This is a genomic window from Ochrobactrum sp. PL_is483 (genome assembly GCF_055816855.1).
In genome coordinates this window covers 134,511-153,019 of the sequence record NZ_JBVPGS010000040.1, presented here as the reverse complement: position 1 = coordinate 153,019, position 18,509 = coordinate 134,511, and the positions used below count along the sequence as shown (strand labels likewise).

Annotated in this window: 9 protein-coding genes; 2 read left to right on the top strand and 7 right to left on the bottom strand. The window is 55.4% G+C overall.

Annotation, left to right across the window (positions count from 1 at the left end):
* Positions 1 to 40 precede the first annotated feature (40 nt).
* From AC0TNJ_RS18865 to AC0TNJ_RS18835, 7 genes are all read right to left on the bottom strand, one after another.
* Entirely contained in the window at positions 41 to 1,111 is a 1,071-nt protein-coding gene (locus AC0TNJ_RS18865; protein ID WP_473772029.1) for an ABC transporter ATP-binding protein, read from the bottom strand.
* Between the two features lie 4 nt (positions 1,112 to 1,115).
* Entirely contained in the window at positions 1,116 to 2,051 is a 936-nt protein-coding gene (locus tag AC0TNJ_RS18860) for a carbohydrate ABC transporter permease (RefSeq protein ID WP_473772413.1), read from the bottom strand.
* A gap of 23 nt (positions 2,052 to 2,074) precedes the next feature.
* Positions 2,075 to 2,983, bottom strand: coding sequence for a carbohydrate ABC transporter permease (locus AC0TNJ_RS18855; RefSeq protein WP_473772028.1), 909 nt, complete (start codon positions 2,981 to 2,983; stop codon positions 2,075 to 2,077).
* A 74-nt stretch (positions 2,984 to 3,057) separates the two neighbouring features.
* Positions 3,058 to 4,314: an ABC transporter substrate-binding protein gene (locus AC0TNJ_RS18850; RefSeq protein ID WP_473772027.1), complete on the bottom strand. Its 1,257-nt coding sequence runs from the start codon at positions 4,312 to 4,314 to the stop codon at positions 3,058 to 3,060.
* Positions 4,315 to 4,608: 294 nt separating this feature from the next.
* Positions 4,609 to 5,799, bottom strand: coding sequence for a formaldehyde dehydrogenase, glutathione-independent (gene fdhA / locus AC0TNJ_RS18845; protein WP_122002460.1), 1,191 nt, complete (start codon positions 5,797 to 5,799; stop codon positions 4,609 to 4,611).
* 180 nt (positions 5,800 to 5,979) lie between these two features.
* A complete protein-coding gene (locus AC0TNJ_RS18840) occupies positions 5,980 to 6,765 on the bottom strand; it encodes a DUF2865 domain-containing protein (protein WP_473772026.1) in 786 nt (261 codons plus the stop codon).
* 408 nt (positions 6,766 to 7,173) lie between these two features.
* Positions 7,174 to 9,696, bottom strand: coding sequence for an autotransporter family protein (locus AC0TNJ_RS18835; RefSeq protein ID WP_473772025.1), 2,523 nt, complete (start codon positions 9,694 to 9,696; stop codon positions 7,174 to 7,176).
* Positions 9,697 to 10,862: 1,166 nt separating this feature from the next.
* Between AC0TNJ_RS18835 and AC0TNJ_RS18830 the strand changes: the two genes are divergently transcribed.
* Positions 10,863 to 16,367, top strand: coding sequence for an alpha-2-macroglobulin family protein (locus AC0TNJ_RS18830; RefSeq protein WP_473772024.1), 5,505 nt, complete (start codon positions 10,863 to 10,865; stop codon positions 16,365 to 16,367).
* A gap of 42 nt (positions 16,368 to 16,409) precedes the next feature.
* Positions 16,410 to 18,509, top strand: a complete 2,100-nt coding sequence (gene pbpC, locus AC0TNJ_RS18825; protein ID WP_473772023.1) for a penicillin-binding protein 1C — start codon at positions 16,410 to 16,412, stop codon at positions 18,507 to 18,509.

Here is an 18,509-nt window from a genome sequence, read left to right as displayed (position 1 = left end):
TGGTCGACGGCCCTTATGGGACGCGTTTTTCGCTGTTCATCTAGAGTCTCTCCTCTGTTTGGGCATCGAAAAGCGACAGGGCATCGGGTTTAAAGTCGATCCTGACCTTCTCGCCCGCCCGGTAGCGTTTACCGCCCTCCACTCTCGCGGATAGCGGGTGCCCGTTCAGGCGAAGCCAAACCAAACTGTCGGCGCCCATAGGCTCATCCAGATCAACGATGGCTTCAAAGCCGTCCTCCGCGTTAAGCCTGACATGCTCCGGACGAATGCCGAGCGTGGCCTTCTGTCCCTGCTTTGGTGCGCCGTCATACCCCTCCAGCCCTACGACCGTCTGCCCGATGTGGAATGCCGGCTTTCCCTCTGTGGCGGCAATTTCACCGGAGAAGAAATTCATCGATGGCGAACCCAGAAACCCTGCGACAAACCGGTTCTTCGGGCGGTTGTAGATTGTTATCGGGTCGGCCAGTTGCTGGACCACGCCACCTTTCATCACGGCAATGCGATCCGCCAGCGTCAGGGCTTCAATCTGGTCGTGGGTAACATAGATCATTGTGTTACCGAGCTTTTGATGAAGGCGTTTGATCTCGACCCGCAGCTCCGAACGCAGTTTTGCATCAAGATTGGAAAGCGGCTCATCGAACAGAAACACATCCACATCGCGCACCAATGCACGGCCGATTGCAACGCGCTGACGCTGACCGCCAGACAATGCCGAAGGTTTGCGTTGCAGCAGGGATTCGATCTGGAGAATTTCGGCAGCACGCTTGATGCGTTTGTCGATCTCACCTTTTGGCAGACCGGCGACGCGCAACCCGAAAGAAAGGTTCTTTTCGACGGTCATTTGCGGATAGAGCGCGTATGATTGAAACACCATGCCCACGCCGCGATCCTTTGGTTCATCCCAGGTAACATTGCGCCCCTTGATGAAGATGCTGCCTTCGGAAATATCGAGAAGCCCCGCCACACAATTGAGCAGCGTGGATTTTCCGCAGCCGGAAGGCCCGAGAAGCACGAGAAACTCACCCTCCCCGATTTCCAGATTGAGATTTTGCAGCACATTGACCGAGCCGAAAGCGAGTGACAGGTCCTGGATGGAAACGCTTGAATTCATGAACTCATCCCTTCACTGCGCCCGCGGCGATACCGCGAACAAAATAACGGCCGGAGAGGAAGTAAACGAGCAATGGCACGGCACCGGTCAGAATAGTTGCGGCCATATTGACATTGTATTCCTTCACGCCTTGCATGGAATTGACGATGTTATTCAGCTGCACGGTCATCGGAAAATTCTGCGTTCCGGCAAAGACCACGCCGAACAGAAAGTCGTTCCAGATACCGGTTACCTGCAAAATGATCGCGACAACGAAAATCGGCAGCGACATCGGCAGCATGATTTGAAAGAAAATTCGCCAGAATCCGGCACCGTCCACGCGAGCCGCCTTGAATAATTCCGGCGGCAAACCGGCAAAATAATTGCGAAATAGCAGCGTCAGGATGGGCATGCCGAAAATGGTATGAATAAAGACAACTCCGGTCAGAGTGCCGAAAATTCCCAGCTCCCGTGTGATGATAACGAGCGGGTAGAGCATGACCTGATACGGAATGAAGGCGCCGAACAGCAGGGCCGCGAAGAAGATTTCCGATCCCTTGAACTTCCAGTTTGCCAGCGCATAGCCATTGACCGATGCTATCGCAATGGAAACGATCACACTTGGAACAGTGATCTTTACCGAATTCCAGAATCCTGCGCTGAGCCCTTCACAATAAAGGCCGGTGCATGCCTGGCTCCAGGCCTTGACCCATGGTTCGAATGTTATTTCGACCGGCGGCGCAAAGACGTTGCCTAGCCGGATTTCAGGCATGCCCTTCAGGGATGTGATAACCATCACATAAAGCGGCAGCAGGTAGTAGACAGCAGAAACAAACAGGATGCTGTAAAGCATGATGGTGGCAGGCGCGAAGCGCCGTTTCGGCTTGCGACCCCAAGGCTGTGATGCCTGTTTTCGTGCCAAATGTGGTTGGGTGGCTAAAGCCTCGGTTACATTCGGCATTTTCCCGTTCACAACAGCTTCCGTCATCCTGCTTTCCTCCGGCTAAACCCAAGCATCGTCCACGGAACGAGGATGATCAAAACGGTAGTCAGCATGACTGTGGAAGCGGCAAGTCCCTGCCCCAGATTGGCCCAGCCGAACATGAAGTCGTAGACATATTTTGCCGGTACTTCCGATGCGATGCCGGGACCGCCATTGGTCATGGCGACAACCAGGTCATAGAGTTTGACGATGCCCGTCGCGATCAACACCACGGTCGTCACAAGAACGGGACGCATCATCGGCAGGATGATGAACAGATAGGTTTTCCATTTCGGGATGCCGTCTACCCGCGCGGCCTTCCAGATTTCCTCATCGACACTACGCAGTCCCGCCAACATCAGAACCATGACAAGCCCTGTCATCTGCCAAAGCCCGGCAATGACAATCGCATAAATGACAGAGGTGCGGCTCGACAGGATCGCCATATGGAAATTTTCGAATCCGATATCGCGAATTACTTTCTCCAGCCCGAGTTGGGGATTGAATATCCACTGCCAGACAAGACCCGTCACGATAAACGAAAGGGCATAAGGATATAGAAAGATCGTGCGAAACGTGTTTTCGAAGCGGATTTTCTGGTCCATCAGTGCCGCAAGAACAAATCCGATCATGAGCGCAAAGCTCATGCATAAGGCACCATAAATCGCAAGGTTACTGATGGACACATGCCAGCGGGTTGCAGAAAACAGCCGTATGTATTGGTCAAAGCCCACAAAGTTCCATGTCGGCAGCGACTTTGAAGATGTGAACGAATAAAGGACTGTCCAGAGCGTACAGCCGATAAAGACCACGAGAACCACCGCGATCATCGGAAGTGCCGCAAGCTTCGCGTTCAGATTTCGGAATATGCCGGGGGGCCTTCGACGTTTGCCCTCTTCCATGACTGCCATTGCTATCCTTCCAATCCCAATTTTCGGGAAGTCCCGCGCGCAGTTCCCATCGACCGCTCGGAACTTGAGTGTCACTACTGTGCCTGCTCAATGATCTCCGCAAAGCGCTCCTGAATTTCGTCCACTGTCATGTCGGGATTGGAGAAAAACTCGACTGCCAGACTTTCGATCTGTCCCTGAGTATCCGGTGCGCGCAACTGCTCACCGGACGGAACGATATTGTCCGGGTTCTTCAAGATATCGATGCCTGCACGCATGCAAGGTGAGGCTGCCTCCAGATCGACATCGCCACGGATCGGCAGAGAACCTTTGGCAAGATTGAAGGCAACCTGCGTGTCCTTGGAGACAAGCATGCTGGCCAGCTTCATCTGCGCTTTCGTAACTTCCGGGTCCTTGTTCTTCGGAAAATAGATTGCATCGCCGCCAGTACTCAAATTCGTCCGGAGACCAAGACCAGGCAGACAGTTATAATCCTTGCCCGCAACCTTACCGGCCATGCCGAACTCGCTCTGTGCCCAATCACCCATGATCTGAGCACCAGCACGTCCAGTCAGCACCATATTGGTTGCCTCATTCCATGAACGACCGACATAGCCGGGGTCGGCCAGCGAGCGCGCCTTGGCGAAAGCTTCGAAGACCTTTCTCATTTCCGGACCGCGCACTGCTTCGGCGTCCTTGTCCCTATTGACCTTCAAATGGAGTTCTTTACCTCCAACTGCGATTGTCAGAATGGTCAATAAGCCGTTCACCTGCCAGCCATCCCCGGTTGCCAGCGGCACGATGTTCTTTTCCCTCAATTTTGGGGCTGCGGTAATGAGCTCATTCCAGTTTTTCGGGGGCTCAATTCCGGCATCGCGGAACACTTTCGGATTGACCCACAACCATTCGGTGGAATGAATGTTCACTGGCACACAATAGAGGCGTCCTTCAAAAGTACAGGATTCAAGAAGACTTTTCGGACGAATAAAGTCAGCCCACCCCTCCTTCTCTGCAAGTTCGGTCAGGTCCGTCATCAAGCCGCCCCGGATCAACTCCTCGGCTTGCCGTCCGTGATTGAGCTGGGTTGCCCCCATGGGATTACCGCCGAGAATACGGCTGATGATGATGGGGCGCGCGGTGGCGCCGCTACCGGCAATGGCGCCATCAACCCATTTGTCGCCGCCAAGCGCATCGAACTTTTCAGCCAAAATCTTGACAGCTGCAGCTTCCCCGCCAGACGTCCACCAATGCGTAACTTCCAGATTGGCCGCTGAGGCTGGACCCGCCGCCGTTAACGTCGTCACAGCCAGGCAAGTCGATGCAATGAGAACCTTGGATATTCCATTCCGCATTCCATATCCTCCCAAATCTGAAACGTTACAGGTAATGGTATTCTAAACATCCTTACTTGCAAGCCCCTATTTCGTTCTCCCCGGTTTCTATCTGGCCCCATATTTAATATGTTGAATATGCGTAGCTTTTTTAGCCAGCACTTTCTTTATGGAGAAAAGAATTCTTTGCCTAAATTTCTGACGAAATTTACCAAGTCGTACATGAGAAAGATAAGCTGAAACGTTACAGATTCCAAGCCAATAGAAAGGGCGTCTGTTGAGACACCCTTTCATATATTTCGATACGGACTTGAATCAGGCTGCCTTGCTCACAAGCCCGTGCGGATCGAGAACGAATTTCTTCGCGGCGCCATGATCAAAACTCTCATAGCCCTTTGGAGCATCCTCAAGCGAGATGACCTGCGCGTTGACTATTTCCGCAATATTCAGACGTCCATGGAGGATAGCCTGCATCAATTGGCGATTATACTTCAGGACCGGCGTCTGGCCGGTATGGAACGATTGCGCCTTCGCCCAGCCCAGCCCGAAGCGAAGTGACAGGCTTCCATGTTTGGCTGCTTTATCAACCGCGCCCGGATCTTCCGTGACGTATAGGCCGGGAATACCGATCGCCCCGGCAGGGCGCGTTATCTCCATCATCTGGTTCAATACGATTGCCGGTTGCTCGCCGCCGCTGTGACCGCGCGCCTCAAATCCGACCGCATCGATGGCGCTGTCGACTTCGTTGCTGCCTGTGACCTCTGCAATCATGTCGCCGAGCCTATCGCTGGCCGAAAGATCAATGGGTTCAAAGCCTACCTTGCGCGCATGATCGAGGCGCTCCTTATTGAAATCACCGATCATGACAACTGCCGCACCGAGGATGCGCGCAGATGCGGCAGCGGCCAGCCCCACCGGCCCTGCCCCCGCGACATACACCACCGAGCCAACACCGACGCCAGCCTTGACCGCACCGTGAAAGCCGGTCGGCAAAATGTCGGAAAGCATGGTCAGGTCGCGGATTTTCTCCATTGCCTGTTCGCGATCGGGAAATTTCAGCAAATTGAAATCCGCATAGGGAACCATGACATAACGGGCCTGCCCGCCAATCCAGCCACCCATATCGACATATCCATATGCACCGCCTGCGCGCGACGGATTGACTGTCAGGCAAACGCCTGTGTCCTGTGACTTGCAGCAGCGGCAACGTCCGCAAGCGACGTTGAACGGCACCGAAACGATGTCGCCGACGTCGAGCATTTCGACATCGCTGCCCTTTTCGATGATTTCACCGGTAATTTCATGGCCGAGTACGAGACCCGGCATGGCAGTGGTGCGCCCACGAACCATATGCTGATCGGAACCACAAATATTGGTAGAAATTACCTTCAATATGACGGCGTGTTCCAGTTTTCGCCCGTCCGGTGCCGCCAATGCTGGATCTTCAATATCGCGAACTTCGACTGCGCCGGGTCGCAAATAAACGACGCCACGGTTCCTGCTCATGTCTACCTCCTCCAGGTCGAACAACACTGACAGATTTCAAACAATGCAATGATCGATAGTTTCCGGGCTTGGATTAAAAGATGCCCGCTTGGAGGAGGTTACAGACAGAAAACGCACCGCTCAGTCTCAATCGCGACACGTCTCATTCAAATTGACCTTCAGAAGATAGCCTGCTGGCGATCAGTACGTGGAAGCCTCCACATGACCCGCGTCTTCGTCGAACATAAAGGCCGGCCCCACAATGCGCACATTACGGTCGCTTATAGGAGCAAAAGACGTTGCGGACACATCGGGCTCGTCATTGCGCGCCGGGCGTTTGTCAGGCATGGGCACGACGACATTTTTGAAGGCGCGGCCAGCTGTGCTGCTTGCACGCAGTTCACTGACCTTGTTGACATAACCAGCCCAGTCACACCTTTTGAATTCCAGATCGCCTTGATAATTGTAGGCCGTTGGCAGCTCGACGTAGGGCTTGCCGCTGGAAACGGAGATCATTTCCGAGGTTTCGCCGTTCGGATCGTTCAAAATATAGAGATCGACATTTTCGCCCTGGCAGATGAAACGGCATTGCGCCATTGTTTCTGCAATATTATCGGATTTTTGAAACTGCGAATGCGGGGCCGGAAACAGATAGCCGTCTGACAAGCGCACGCAGTACGTTAATGCGCCCTTCACGCCATTCGGAACCCATGGCTTGCTGTTCGTGGCGGGCGATGAAGTTTTGGGACGATCCAGTTTGACTTTCGTTGCCTGCCGTGCCGCCGGCTGTTCCGTACATGACTGAGAAGAAAGCGACCTTGATGGGAGCCGCCGCTGGATTTCAGCAATCTGTTGGGCAAGATCACGGCATGGGTTGAAGAACCCTCCGCGTTCATCGCCTCCCTTGCAGCCACGGCTGCGTTCCATCGCGCGCAGGGCAGAAAGCTGGCGTTGCGTCATCAAATCCGCGGCACCGGCTGCGCGCACGCAGGATGCGGCAGCCAGTTGCGGATAACAAAACAACCCAATAAAGAGCAGCATGGCGAAAGATTTTGTCACAACGACACCTGTAAAAACCTGTGACTTTTAACGATTATCTTGCCGACAGGAGGTGAAGCGGTCTTTCCGTTTCCGAACTGCCGCGTTTGGAGTTCAGCACTTCATCCGGATTCATTTCCGATACCAAAGCGGCTAGCGCCAGACGTAGATATAGAGGCGCGTCAGTCCGATCAATGGCCTTTAGGGCAACTCGCGAAATACCGAGAGAGTGAGCCAGCTCCTGCTCGGATGTGTTCAGGGATGCACAGATTCTCGCGAGCTTTTCGTATGCGCGTCTACCCATTAGTGTTGTTCCCTCCTCTAAAATCCGGCGATCAATCCCGGTCGCCATTGTTTTTACCATTTTATATTCAGTCCCAGATTGCCTTCCCATATTCGGTTGCGCTCGCCACCGAGATTGGTCGTATAATCCGCTGTCGCAAACAGGCTAGCCTTTTCGGTGAAATCCAAGGTTATGCCGCCACCCAGTTCCAACGAAGTGCCCTTGAGGTCGGTTACAATCGGATCGGTGGCAAAACGCACTGTCTGGTCCGACGAGAAATTTTGCCAAAGATTGGCTTTCAAATAGGGCCGCAGCTTTCCGATCGATGTTTCCTGCTTGCCTTGCAGCCTGAACCCGATCCGGCCCGTCCAAGCATCGTCAGTATCAAATGATATCGACGAATAGCGATCAGCCTGATCGTCAAGCGAAAGGTGCTGCCAAATCAGTTGCGCCTGAGGCTCCAATGTCCAGCTTTCGCTCAAGGCAATTGGATATCCTCCTTCAAGCGAAGCGGTAATGCCATGCCCGTCGAGATCGATGGTCTGCCCCTCATTTGAGCTCGCATCCCCGCCAAACCAGGTTCCCATCAATATGGTGTCCAGATACCAGCCGCGAGGGCCTATATGAGTCCAGTACCCGCCAAAACTCGTACCCGTAACGTTGAGATCGCCGACAGCGAGATCGTGCCAGCCGAGCGCTTGCCCGGTAATGTCACCGCTTGCACGCGCATAACCGAAAAACAGGCCGAAACGGTCAAAATGTCCGCCGCTCGTTTCCCGACCCAGAATATCTTGTCCGGCCTGAATAGCAAAGAGCTTTCCATCGACCCCTGGGGCAACCGTACCCCGCCATTTACTGTCGATATCCTGCCCGAAAGTCCGGGCCCAACTAGCAGGCAAATATCCATCCGCCTCAAGCAGCTCCTGTTCGCCGCGGCGCTCATGAAAGGTACCCAAAGTTGAAAGCACGAGATGATGCGCGACGGGTGGCAAAGCCGAATAAACGGGAACTTCCGTGCGATAAAGCGGGACCACGTCGCCCTGAACCGGTGTCGCACCCGGCTGAGGTATTTCTGGCGCGCCGGGATTGTCACCCGGCACAGGAGGCGGGCCGCTCCCTGGCACCAAGGTGGACCGCAGATACCAGTTTTCGCTTGTATTTGCCGTTACGCCGCCCTTGAACAGGAAGTATTCGTAGGCACCGGCCGCGGCACGGCCATTCAGCGAGAACGCGTTCTGGCTGGTGGAGGCGCCATTCAATGCTTGCACGACCATAATGCCGTCCGCATTCGTTGCAGCGCCTGTCCCGCCAACATTCGTGACTGAAACACTGGTGCTGCCTGACGCAGTGCCTGTATCGATCACGAGTTTATCTGACGGGGAATTATCGGACCCGAGAATGGTATCAATAGACAGAACACCGTTCTGCCCGACATAATTGCCCTTGATCGTAAATGTATCGACGGCACTCGATTCACCGTTGGTCAGATCAATTCGTCCCGCATTGAAAACGCTTACCAGCTGATCTGAAGCAAATGGGTTCACGCCGCTGTTGGCAGCACCTCCGTACACTGTGCTTGAAGCATCGATGTTGAGCGCGCCCGTTCCTGTTCCGGCGTCTCCGAGTGTGAACGCATCGTCGAAAACAAGAGCCGTGTCATTGGTGAGGTTAATCGTCTCCCAGCTATCGAAACGCGCAACTTTCCCGGTTTTTACGTTATTGAATGTAAGGACATCGCTTCCCTCACCTCCGGTAAGCTGCTTGGTCACACCTATATTGGCATCCGTCAGATTGGCGAGGACAGCAGTATCGTTATCGGGGCCGAGGTCGATCTTTCCTTGGATTATGCCACCGCCGTCCCAAGAAAGTTGGTCATCACCAAAGCCGAGCAAAACGTCGCCTGCAACCGTGCCGCCCGTCATGGTTACGCTGTCGGTTCCGCTGCTAATGCTTATATTGCCGCCAATCATGCCGCCTGAAACAATAATCGTATCGTTTCCAAGCCCGGCGACCAGGTTACGGTCAATTGTTCCGCCCGACATATTGAAATAGTTGTTGTCGAGCTTGAGATTGACCCGCCCGATCCGACCATCAGTCATGACAGCATAGTCACCGTCTTCGAAAGCATCGATGATATGTCCGCCTGTCATGTAGAAACGGTCATAGCCGTCGCCCTGATAAAGCGAGCGAATCTCGCCACCCGTCATCCGGAATTCGTCAATATTGCTTCCCTGATGAACGTCGCCCGTAACATTTCCGCCCGTAATAAGGAAACTGTTGGGCCCGTCGCCCTGAAGGACATCCCCAACGATCGAGCCGGAATGGATTTCCACGTGATCCGCGCCGGAGCCAAACAAAACACTCCCGTTTATGATACCCGTTCCACCCGAAGGCAGAAGCAACGTGTTGTTGCCGTTGAGATCGGTAAGACCGCCGGACGACGCACCGCTGTCACAGATGAATGTGTCGTCGCCAAGCGTTGGCGATAAAGAGCATGCTGCGGAAGGAGTACTGGACAACAAGGCCGCGCCCATAGAAATCAGTGCCGTACTGGACAGGCAATGAAGTGCGCATAAGCCGACGTTGCGATGACGCATCGAAAACCCCTCAATTACCGGCAATGCATTGATCGCAACAATAGAAGGGTATTTTCCTTCATTAGGCAATGAAAAATATCAGATGGAAAATGAAACTACTTCTAAAAAATAAGGATAATCAAGAAATTGCATTGATCGTCCTGCCAGCGGACCCATTCTTTCCGAGTAAAGCGTATTCGCGTATACTTTGGCTTATAACTGTCTGATTTTATTATATTTTTTACAATAATCCCCTAGAATAAGGGGGGTATATATGTGAGAATCCGACACCTTTTGATTGATCTACCCCAGCATATGCAAATAATGGTTGCTGGCAACCAAGGATTTTAAACTGGTACAGACGTTAACCTTATCTGGGAAAAGCGCAATCAAGCCGGACCTTCCGCGCGGCACTGAGCCGCCCGGAGAAGCAATTTGATCGAATCGAAAAAACAGCGAACCACCGCTCTCGGATCAACACAACATTGTAGCAGGCTTGAATATCCGACTTGGCTTCAACCAAACCAGACGAGTGTTTCAAAAGAATTCTTCAGCCCCTAGGCTGTAGTGACGAACTAACTTGTGGTTTGGTATGAGCAAAAAATCTTCAGCTTTAGGAGCGAAACCGAAGGTGGAGTGTATCTCCATCGAGGTTTTGCGACGCCGAGATGGAGGTTTTTTTGCCATATCCCGAAGGGACGCGGTGTATTTTGCTTCTGAATGTGTCGAAACTCCCTTGTGGAGATTAACTCCACGGCGGTCGTTTCTCCTGTTCAGCAACAAAATACCCTCGCGCCAAACCGTAAGTTAATTCGTCACTACAGCCTAAAAATCGTCCCTGTGGCGGATCGATTGCAGATAGGCATAGGCTGTCCCAAGAAACACGGGCACAATTACCAAAGCTGCCCAGAATAGAATGTTGCTCATCTCTGCCTCTCCCATGGTATGAAGCGATGTGCATTCCGCATCTATGCAGACACCATTCTAACACGCAAAAGGCCGCTTTGCTCCCATTTGTTAACGAAAGGTTAATGACGCCTATTATTCTAACGGGCGACTGAAACTATCCTAATAGTTGTAGATAATTCCTATTCGCCTTGACAGTTTGTCGCGGTGAGGCTTCACATGAGCCGGATTCTTTTCGCCTTTTCTAATAGACTGGAATTGGCAGCGTTCGTTGTGAGGGGATGCAAATGCGTATTGGTTTCAACCGGCTTTTATTGGCCTTTGCAGTCGCAGCCTCCGTTTCGGCTGCTCCACACAACACACAAGCTGCCGAAACCCGGCGCATAGAGATTACCAAAGATAGCGATTATTTCGGCTTTGATCTGCGCACGGAGAAAAATGTCTCCCTGGACCAGTGCAAAAGCATTTGTCTGGGCGACAATGCCTGCCTTGCCTTCACTTATAATCCGAAGGTCAAGTGGTGCTTTTTAAAATCCGATTTCAACAAGCTCAATCAGTCCGTAGGCTCCATTGCAGGCAAGGTCGTAACGCAGTCGACAGCGGCCCGCGAAGTCGAGGATATCGGCGCCCCGCCAGCCATTTCCTTCTTCGCCGCCAATCTGGTTGATGAAGCTCGGCGCCTGAAAAATGAGCTGACTTCGAATGATAGCACTGAGGGGCTAAGCACCTTGAAGAGCGAAGCGGCCTCGGCAGCGCTCAATGGCGATCCGCGCACGGCAATGGAAAAATTCCGACTGGCTGCCGGCATGTCGCCGGATGAAAGCGAAATCTGGGCCGGATATGCGCTTTGGGCGCTGGCGACCGAGCCGTCCAATGGCCAGGAACGTTCCAAGTTCCAGCGCGATGCGACCTCGGCCTCGTGGTTTGCCTATCAGACTTCACGCACCAAGGATGAGCGCGCGCAAGCGCTTGCCGTCATGGCGCAGGCGCTCGAAAAGCGCGATGCATCGCGCCCGGCCTTGCAGGCCTATGAAGCGAGCCTTGATCTCGTCAATTCCGCATCCGTTCGTGACGCCTATGAAGACCTGAAATCCCGCAAAGGCTTCCGCATCGTCAATAATACGGTCGATAATGATAATGCCGCGCCGCGCATCTGCGCGCAGTTCTCGGAAGAACTGGTGAAAAGCGGTGTCGATTATTCGAGCTTCGTTACGCTCGATAGTGGCGCGCCAAAAGCCGTTGACGCCAAGGACCGCCAGATTTGCGTCGAGGGGCTGGAACATGGCCGCAATTATACGGTGACGTTCCGTCAGGGCCTGCCATCGGCCGTTGGCGAAGTGCTGCCCGCTCCGGTCAATCTTTCGATCTATGTGCAGGACCGCGCGCCATCCGTGCGCTTTACCGGCGACAGCTTTGTGCTGCCTGCGAAAGCCCGTCGCGGCATTCCGCTGGTCAGCGTCAATCTAAGTACCGCCAAGGTCAAGCTCTACCGCGTCGGCGACCGTTCGCTGGCACAGCTTCTCTCCGGCTATCAGTTCCTGCGCCAGTTGGACAGCTACGACATCAGCACGGTTTCCGATCAGATGGGTGCGCCTGTCTGGGAAGGCGAGATCGAGGTTGCAGGCAATGAGCTGAACAAGGAAGCAACGACCAGTTTCCCGGTTGATGAGGCACTGCCGGAACGCAAGCCCGGCGTCTATGTGCTGACTGCTGAACCGCTGGTTCAGAAGTCCGATGATGAATATGGCACCAAGGCAACGCAGTGGTTTGTCGTTTCCGACATCGGCCTGTCGACCTATACCGGACAGGACGGCATCAATGTGTTTGCCCGTTCGCTGGAAAGCGCAGAGCCGCTTAAAGGCGTGAAGCTGACGCTGCTTGCACGCAACAATGAAGTGCTGGGCGAAGCGACCACCGACAGCGATGGCCGGGCGACGTTCACGCCGGGACTGACACGCGGCAAGGACGGCATGGTGCCAGCGGTGCTGATGGCGAGTGGGGATGATGATGATTTCACATTCCTCGATATGGCACGCGCTGGTTTCGATCTTTCCGATCGTGGTGTGACGGGCCGTGCCGTGCCGAAAGCGCTCGATCTTTATGCATGGACAGAGCGCGGTATCTATCGCGCTGGCGAAGTCGTCCATGTGGGCGCGCTTGCGCGTGACGACACCGCAACCGCAATCGAGGATCTGCCGCTCACCTTCATCTTCACGCGTCCCGATGGCGTGGAAGATCGCCGTCTCGTTTCGGACAGCAAACTGGCCGGTGGTCATGCCATCGACCTGACCTTGCCGTCGAACGCCATGCGCGGCACCTGGAATGTTTCGGTCTACACCGACCCCAAGCAGCCAGCAATTGCCACGCAGATGTTCCTGGTTGAAGATTTCGTGCCGGACCGGATCGAGTTCGATCTGACGTCCGACAAGCCGGAAATCGCCGTGGGTGAAACCGCCAATATCACCGTGGACGGTCGTTTCCTCTATGGTGCGCCTGCCGCCGGTCTTGCGCTTGAAGGCGAAGTCACGCTTTCGACCAAGCGTCAGTGGGACCGCTTCAAGGGCTATTATTTCGGCCTCGCCGATGAAGAACAGGGCGAAGCCACGCGCCTTCCGCTCGATGGCCTGTCAAAAGTCGATGACAACGGCAAGGCGACTTTCCCGGTTACAGTCGATGAAATGCCGTCAACGACGCGTCTCGTAAATGCAGCCGTGACCGTTCGTATGCGCGAAACCGGCGGTCGCGCGGTTGAGCGTAGGATCGATGTTGCCATTCAGCCGGAAACCGATCTCATCGGCATTCGCCCGGATTTCGCTGGCGATGAAGTTCCGCAGGGGGGAACCGCAAAGTTCAGCCTGATCGCCTCTGACAGCAAGGGCGACCGCAAAACGCTTGATGGCGCACAATGGTCGCTGGTCAAGATCGAGCGTAATTATCAGTGGTATCGCAGTGGCAATAGCTGGAACTACGAACCGGTGACCTCCACCAAGGCGATTGCCAACGGCAAGGTCGATCTGAAAACCGATAGCGAGGCTGAAATCAGCCTGCCGGTCGATTGGGGTCGTTATCGTCTGGAAATCGAAACAGCCGATGCTTCGGGTCCGGCCACAAGCTATGAATTCGATGCGGGCTGGTTTGTGAGCTCAACCTCGACCGAAACACCGGACGGGCTCGAAATTGCGCTCGACAAGGAACATTATGCGGCGGGTGACACGGCAGAACTGAAAATCTCCCCGCGCTTTGCAGGTGAGCTGCTCATCACCATTGGTGCGGAAAAGCTGCTCAAGACAATCACCGCAAGCGTGCCGGAAGGTGGCACGACCATCGATATTCCGGTGGGTGAGGATTGGGGCGCGGGCGCCTATGTTACGGCAACGCTGTTCCGTCCGGGTGAGGCTATTGAAAGCCGCATGCCTGCGCGTGCGATTGGTCTTAAATGGCTGAAGGTCGATCCTGCCGACAAGCAGCTTGCAGTCAAGCTGACCCCGCCTGAGAAGATTGCACCGCGTTCCACGCTTTCCATTCCTGTTTCGGTTGAAAATGCAGGTGGCGAGCAGGCCTATGTCATGGTTGCGGCTGTCGATGTCGGCATTCTCAATCTGACACGCTATCAGCCGCCGAACCCTGAAAACTGGTTCTTCGGACAGCGTCAGCTGGGCCTTGAAATGCGCGATATGTATGGTCGCCTGATTGACGGTTCGCTCGGCGTCACCGGCAAGCTGCGCACAGGTGGCGACGGTGGCAATATGGCAGCCGAAGGCAGCCCGCCCACCGAAAAGCTTCTTGCGCTGTTCTCCGGTCCGGTTGAACTCGACAGCGACGGCAAGGCAACAATCACTTTCGACATACCGCAGTTCAACGGCACCGCGCGCGTCATGGCGGTGGCATGGACCAAGAAGGCTGTTGGCCATGCGGTGACCGATGTCATCATCCGCGATCCTGTGGTCATCACCGCTGGTCTGCCACGCTTCATGGCCCCCGGCGATCAGGCCAATATCCGCTTCGATATTGCCAATACGGACGCACCGGATGGCAATTATCGTGTGAGCCTTGAAACCACCGATAATCTCGGTGTTGAGGTTGGCTCCTATCCTGAAAGCATTGCGCTTGCCGGTGGCAAACGGCAGTCGATCACCGTTCCGCTCAATGCTGTGGCCACGGGTGCCGGTGGTGTGACAATCCGGCTTTCCAACGATGCAGGCCTCAATGTTGAACAGGCTTTGGCATTGCCCGTGCGCCCGGTCGATCTGCCGGTCACGAGCCGCCATGTCGTCAATCTCTCGGCCAATGGCGGAAGCCTGAAAGTCGATGGCGGCCTTCTGTCGGAAAGCCTGCTTGATGGTGCTTTTGTCAGCGTTGGTGTGACGCGAAGTGCGGCATTTGATGTGCCAGCCTTGTTGATGGCTCTCGACCGCTATCCTTATGGCTGCACAGAGCAGACCACCAGTCGCGCATTGCCGCTGCTTTATTTGAGCGAGATGGCTGCAGGTACGGAAGCGGCAGCGGGTCTGGAAAGTCAGGACGAGCTTAAGAAGCGTGTGCAGGACGCTATCTTCCGTGTGCTGAACAACCAGTCTTCGAGTGGTTCGTTTGGCCTCTGGTCGCCCGGGTCGGGTGATCTTTGGATGGACGCCTATGTGACCGACTTCCTGACGCGTGCGCGCGAAAAGGGCTATGACGTGCCGCAGCAGGCGATGCTGTCCGCTCTTGGCAATCTGCAAAATGCACTCGGCTACACCACTGACGTCAAGGAACGCGGCAACGACATTGCCTATGCGCTCTATGTTCTGGCACGCAACAAGAAAGCTTCGGTTGGTGATCTGCGTTACTTCGCCGATACCCACCTCGGAAACTTCGCAAGCCCGATGGCAATTGCCCAGCTTGGTGCAGCACTGGCCCTTTATGGTGATCAGCCGCGCTCGGAACGCGTGTTCGATGCGTCGCTCCAGCTTGCAACCAGCCAGTCCAGCTACGACTATAATCGCTCCGATTATGGTTCGCCCTTGCGAGACGGTGCGGCGATGCTGGCTCTTGCTTCGGAAACCAAGCCTGCGCCGAAAGTGCTGCCGTCGCTGATTACGCTGGTCGAGTTCCAGCGTGAAAAGGCTCGTTATCTCAGCACGCAGGATCAGGCGTGGATGCTGCTTGCAGCACGCGGACTTCAGGATGACAATGGTGCCCTCAGCCTCGACATCAATGGCACTGCGCATCAAGGCGCGTTCTCCGAGCGTCTCAATGGTGCAGCCCTTGAAGCACAGCCGCTGGTCGTCACCAATAAGGGTCAGGGATCGGTTGATGCGGTCGTGACCGCAGTTGCGCCGCCCGCTCAATCGCTGCCCGCGGGTGGTGAAGGTTTCACCATCGAGCGCACCTATTATACGCTCGATGGCGAACCGGCCAATGTGACCGGCGTCAATCAGAATGAGCGCTACGTAGTTGTCCTGAAAATCGAGGATCTGCAGGAATGGCAGTCGCGTCTGCTTGTGACCGATCTGCTGCCAGCGGGCTTCGAGATCGATAATCCGGGCCTTGTTTCCAGTGCCGATCTTGGCAACTTCTCATGGCTGGAAAGCACACAGGCAGCGCATCTCGAATTCCGCAATGATCGTTTCGTGGCCGCTTTCGACCGCTCGGCGGGCGAGAAGAAGCCGATCACGCTGGCTTATGTGGTGCGTGCGGTGACGCCTGGTCTTTACACCCATCCGGCAGCAACGGTTGAGGATATGTATCGTCCGCAATTTGCAGCGCGCACGGCAACGGGCATGATGGAGGTAGCTGCACCGTAAGCCATGATCCCGAAAAGTGGGAACCGGTTTTCGGACAAGATCATGGCGAAACAATTGAAAAGGCGTTGGAAAATAGCGATTGGCGGTGCCGCGTTTCTCGGCATCGCCGCTATTGGAACCGTGGTCGGGCTTGACTGGCTCGACCGCACCTATCCTCCGCCCTTGCCGGAACGGCTGACCATTTCTACTGAAGTCATGGATCGCGACGGCGCCCTGCTCCGCGCCTATGCAACGCCGGACGGCTATTGGCGCTTGAATACGCGGATCGAGGATGTCGATCCGAAATTCGTGAAAATGCTGATCGCCTATGAGGACAAGCGATTTTACGATCATGGCGGCATTGATTTCCGGGCGCTTGCACGGGCGGCGATGCAGCTTGCAGGGAGTGGCCGTATTGTTTCCGGCGGCTCCACACTTTCCATGCAGCTTGCCCGCCTTATCGAGCCGCGCGAAAGCCGCAGCTTCGGCTCCAAATTCCGGCAGCTTGCGCGTGCTGTCCAGATCGAGCGGCGGTTGAGCAAGTCTGAAATTCTTGAGCGCTATCTGACGCTCGCGCCCTATGGCGGCAATCTGGAAGGCGTGCGGTCAGCTTCGCTCGCCTATTTTGGCAAGGAGCCACTGCGTCTCACAACATCGGAAGCCGCACTGCTTGTGGCCCTGCCGCAATTGCCGGAGCGCCGCCGTCCAGACCGCGAGATGAAGAATGCAGTTGCGGCACGGGATCGTGTGTTGAAACGCATGGTTTCGTCTGAGGTGTTCACGAACGAGGAAGCCGAGCGTGCATCGCGTGAGCGCATATCCGCTACGCGTCAACCCTTGCCGTCGTTGGCCGCCCATTTTGCCGATCTCGCATTGAAGCAGGCACCGACCGAGGCGCGGCATCACCTGACGCTTAAAAAGTCGGTGCAGGCGGGACTAGAAGCTGTGGCACGGGAAGCCGCTGCGAAGCTCGGTCCGAAAGTTTCGGTAGCCATGGTGCTGGCCGACAGCCGTAACGGCAATATTCTGGGTGAAGTTGGCTCCGCTGACTATTTCGATGGCAAGAGGCAGGGCTGGATCGATATGACCCGCGCCGTGCGCTCGCCCGGTTCTACGCTCAAGCCCTTCATTTATGGGCTGGCCTTCGAGCAGGGTCTGATCGCACAGGAAACCATCATCGAGGACCGCCCGCAGGATTTCGCAGGCTATCGTCCGCGCAATTTCGATATGAACTATCAGGGTGATGTCAGCATCCGTCAGGCGCTGCAAATGTCGCTCAATGTGCCGACCATTAGTCTTCTTGATGCGGTCGGCCCTGCGCGGTTGACGACACGCATTCGTCAGGCGGCGGTTAATCTGCAACTGCCAAAAGGCGAAGCACCGGGGCTGGCTATCGGCCTTGGTGGTGCGGGCATCAGCCTGCGGGATCTGGTGCAGCTTTATACCGGGCTTGCCAATGGCGGGCGAGGCGCCGCCCTTCGTGATGGCACGGAAAGTTCGGAGCCGGTGCAGCCTTCCGCCCCTATTCTCACCGAACAGGCATCCTGGCAGATCGGCGATATTCTGGCCGGTGTCGTGCCGCCGCAAGGCGCGAAACGCCTCGGCATAGCTTACAAGACCGGCACGTCTTATGGCTATCGCGATGCGTGGTCGGTTGGTTATGACGGCCGTTATGTGCTGGGTGTCTGGGTCGGGCGAGCCGATGGCGGCTCAGTGCCGGGCCTTGCGGGCTATGTTTCGGCGGCACCTATCCTGTTTGAAGCCTTTGTGCGGTCCGGTATTGCATCCGTGCCGCTGCCGCGTGCGCCCGCAGGCGCGTTTCGAACAGCGCGCGCCGATCTTCCGGTGACGCAGATACGCTTTTCGTCTGCGAGCGATCCTCTGCCGGTTCTCAAGGCCTCGATTGAGCCTGCACCGCGCATCGTGTTTCCACCCGATGGCGCGCATGTTGAGTTGAAAGCCCTGACCGATAATGCATCGCCGCTGGTGCTGAAATTACAAGGCGGGCGCGCGCCATTTCGCTGGCTTGCCAACGGCAAGCCCATCGCCGAGATCGAACGGAGAAGGACGACAAATTGGCAACCGGACGGAACCGGATATTCGACGCTGACTGTAGTCGATGCAGCCGGACGGGCCGCAAGCGTCAACATTTTTGTTGAATAG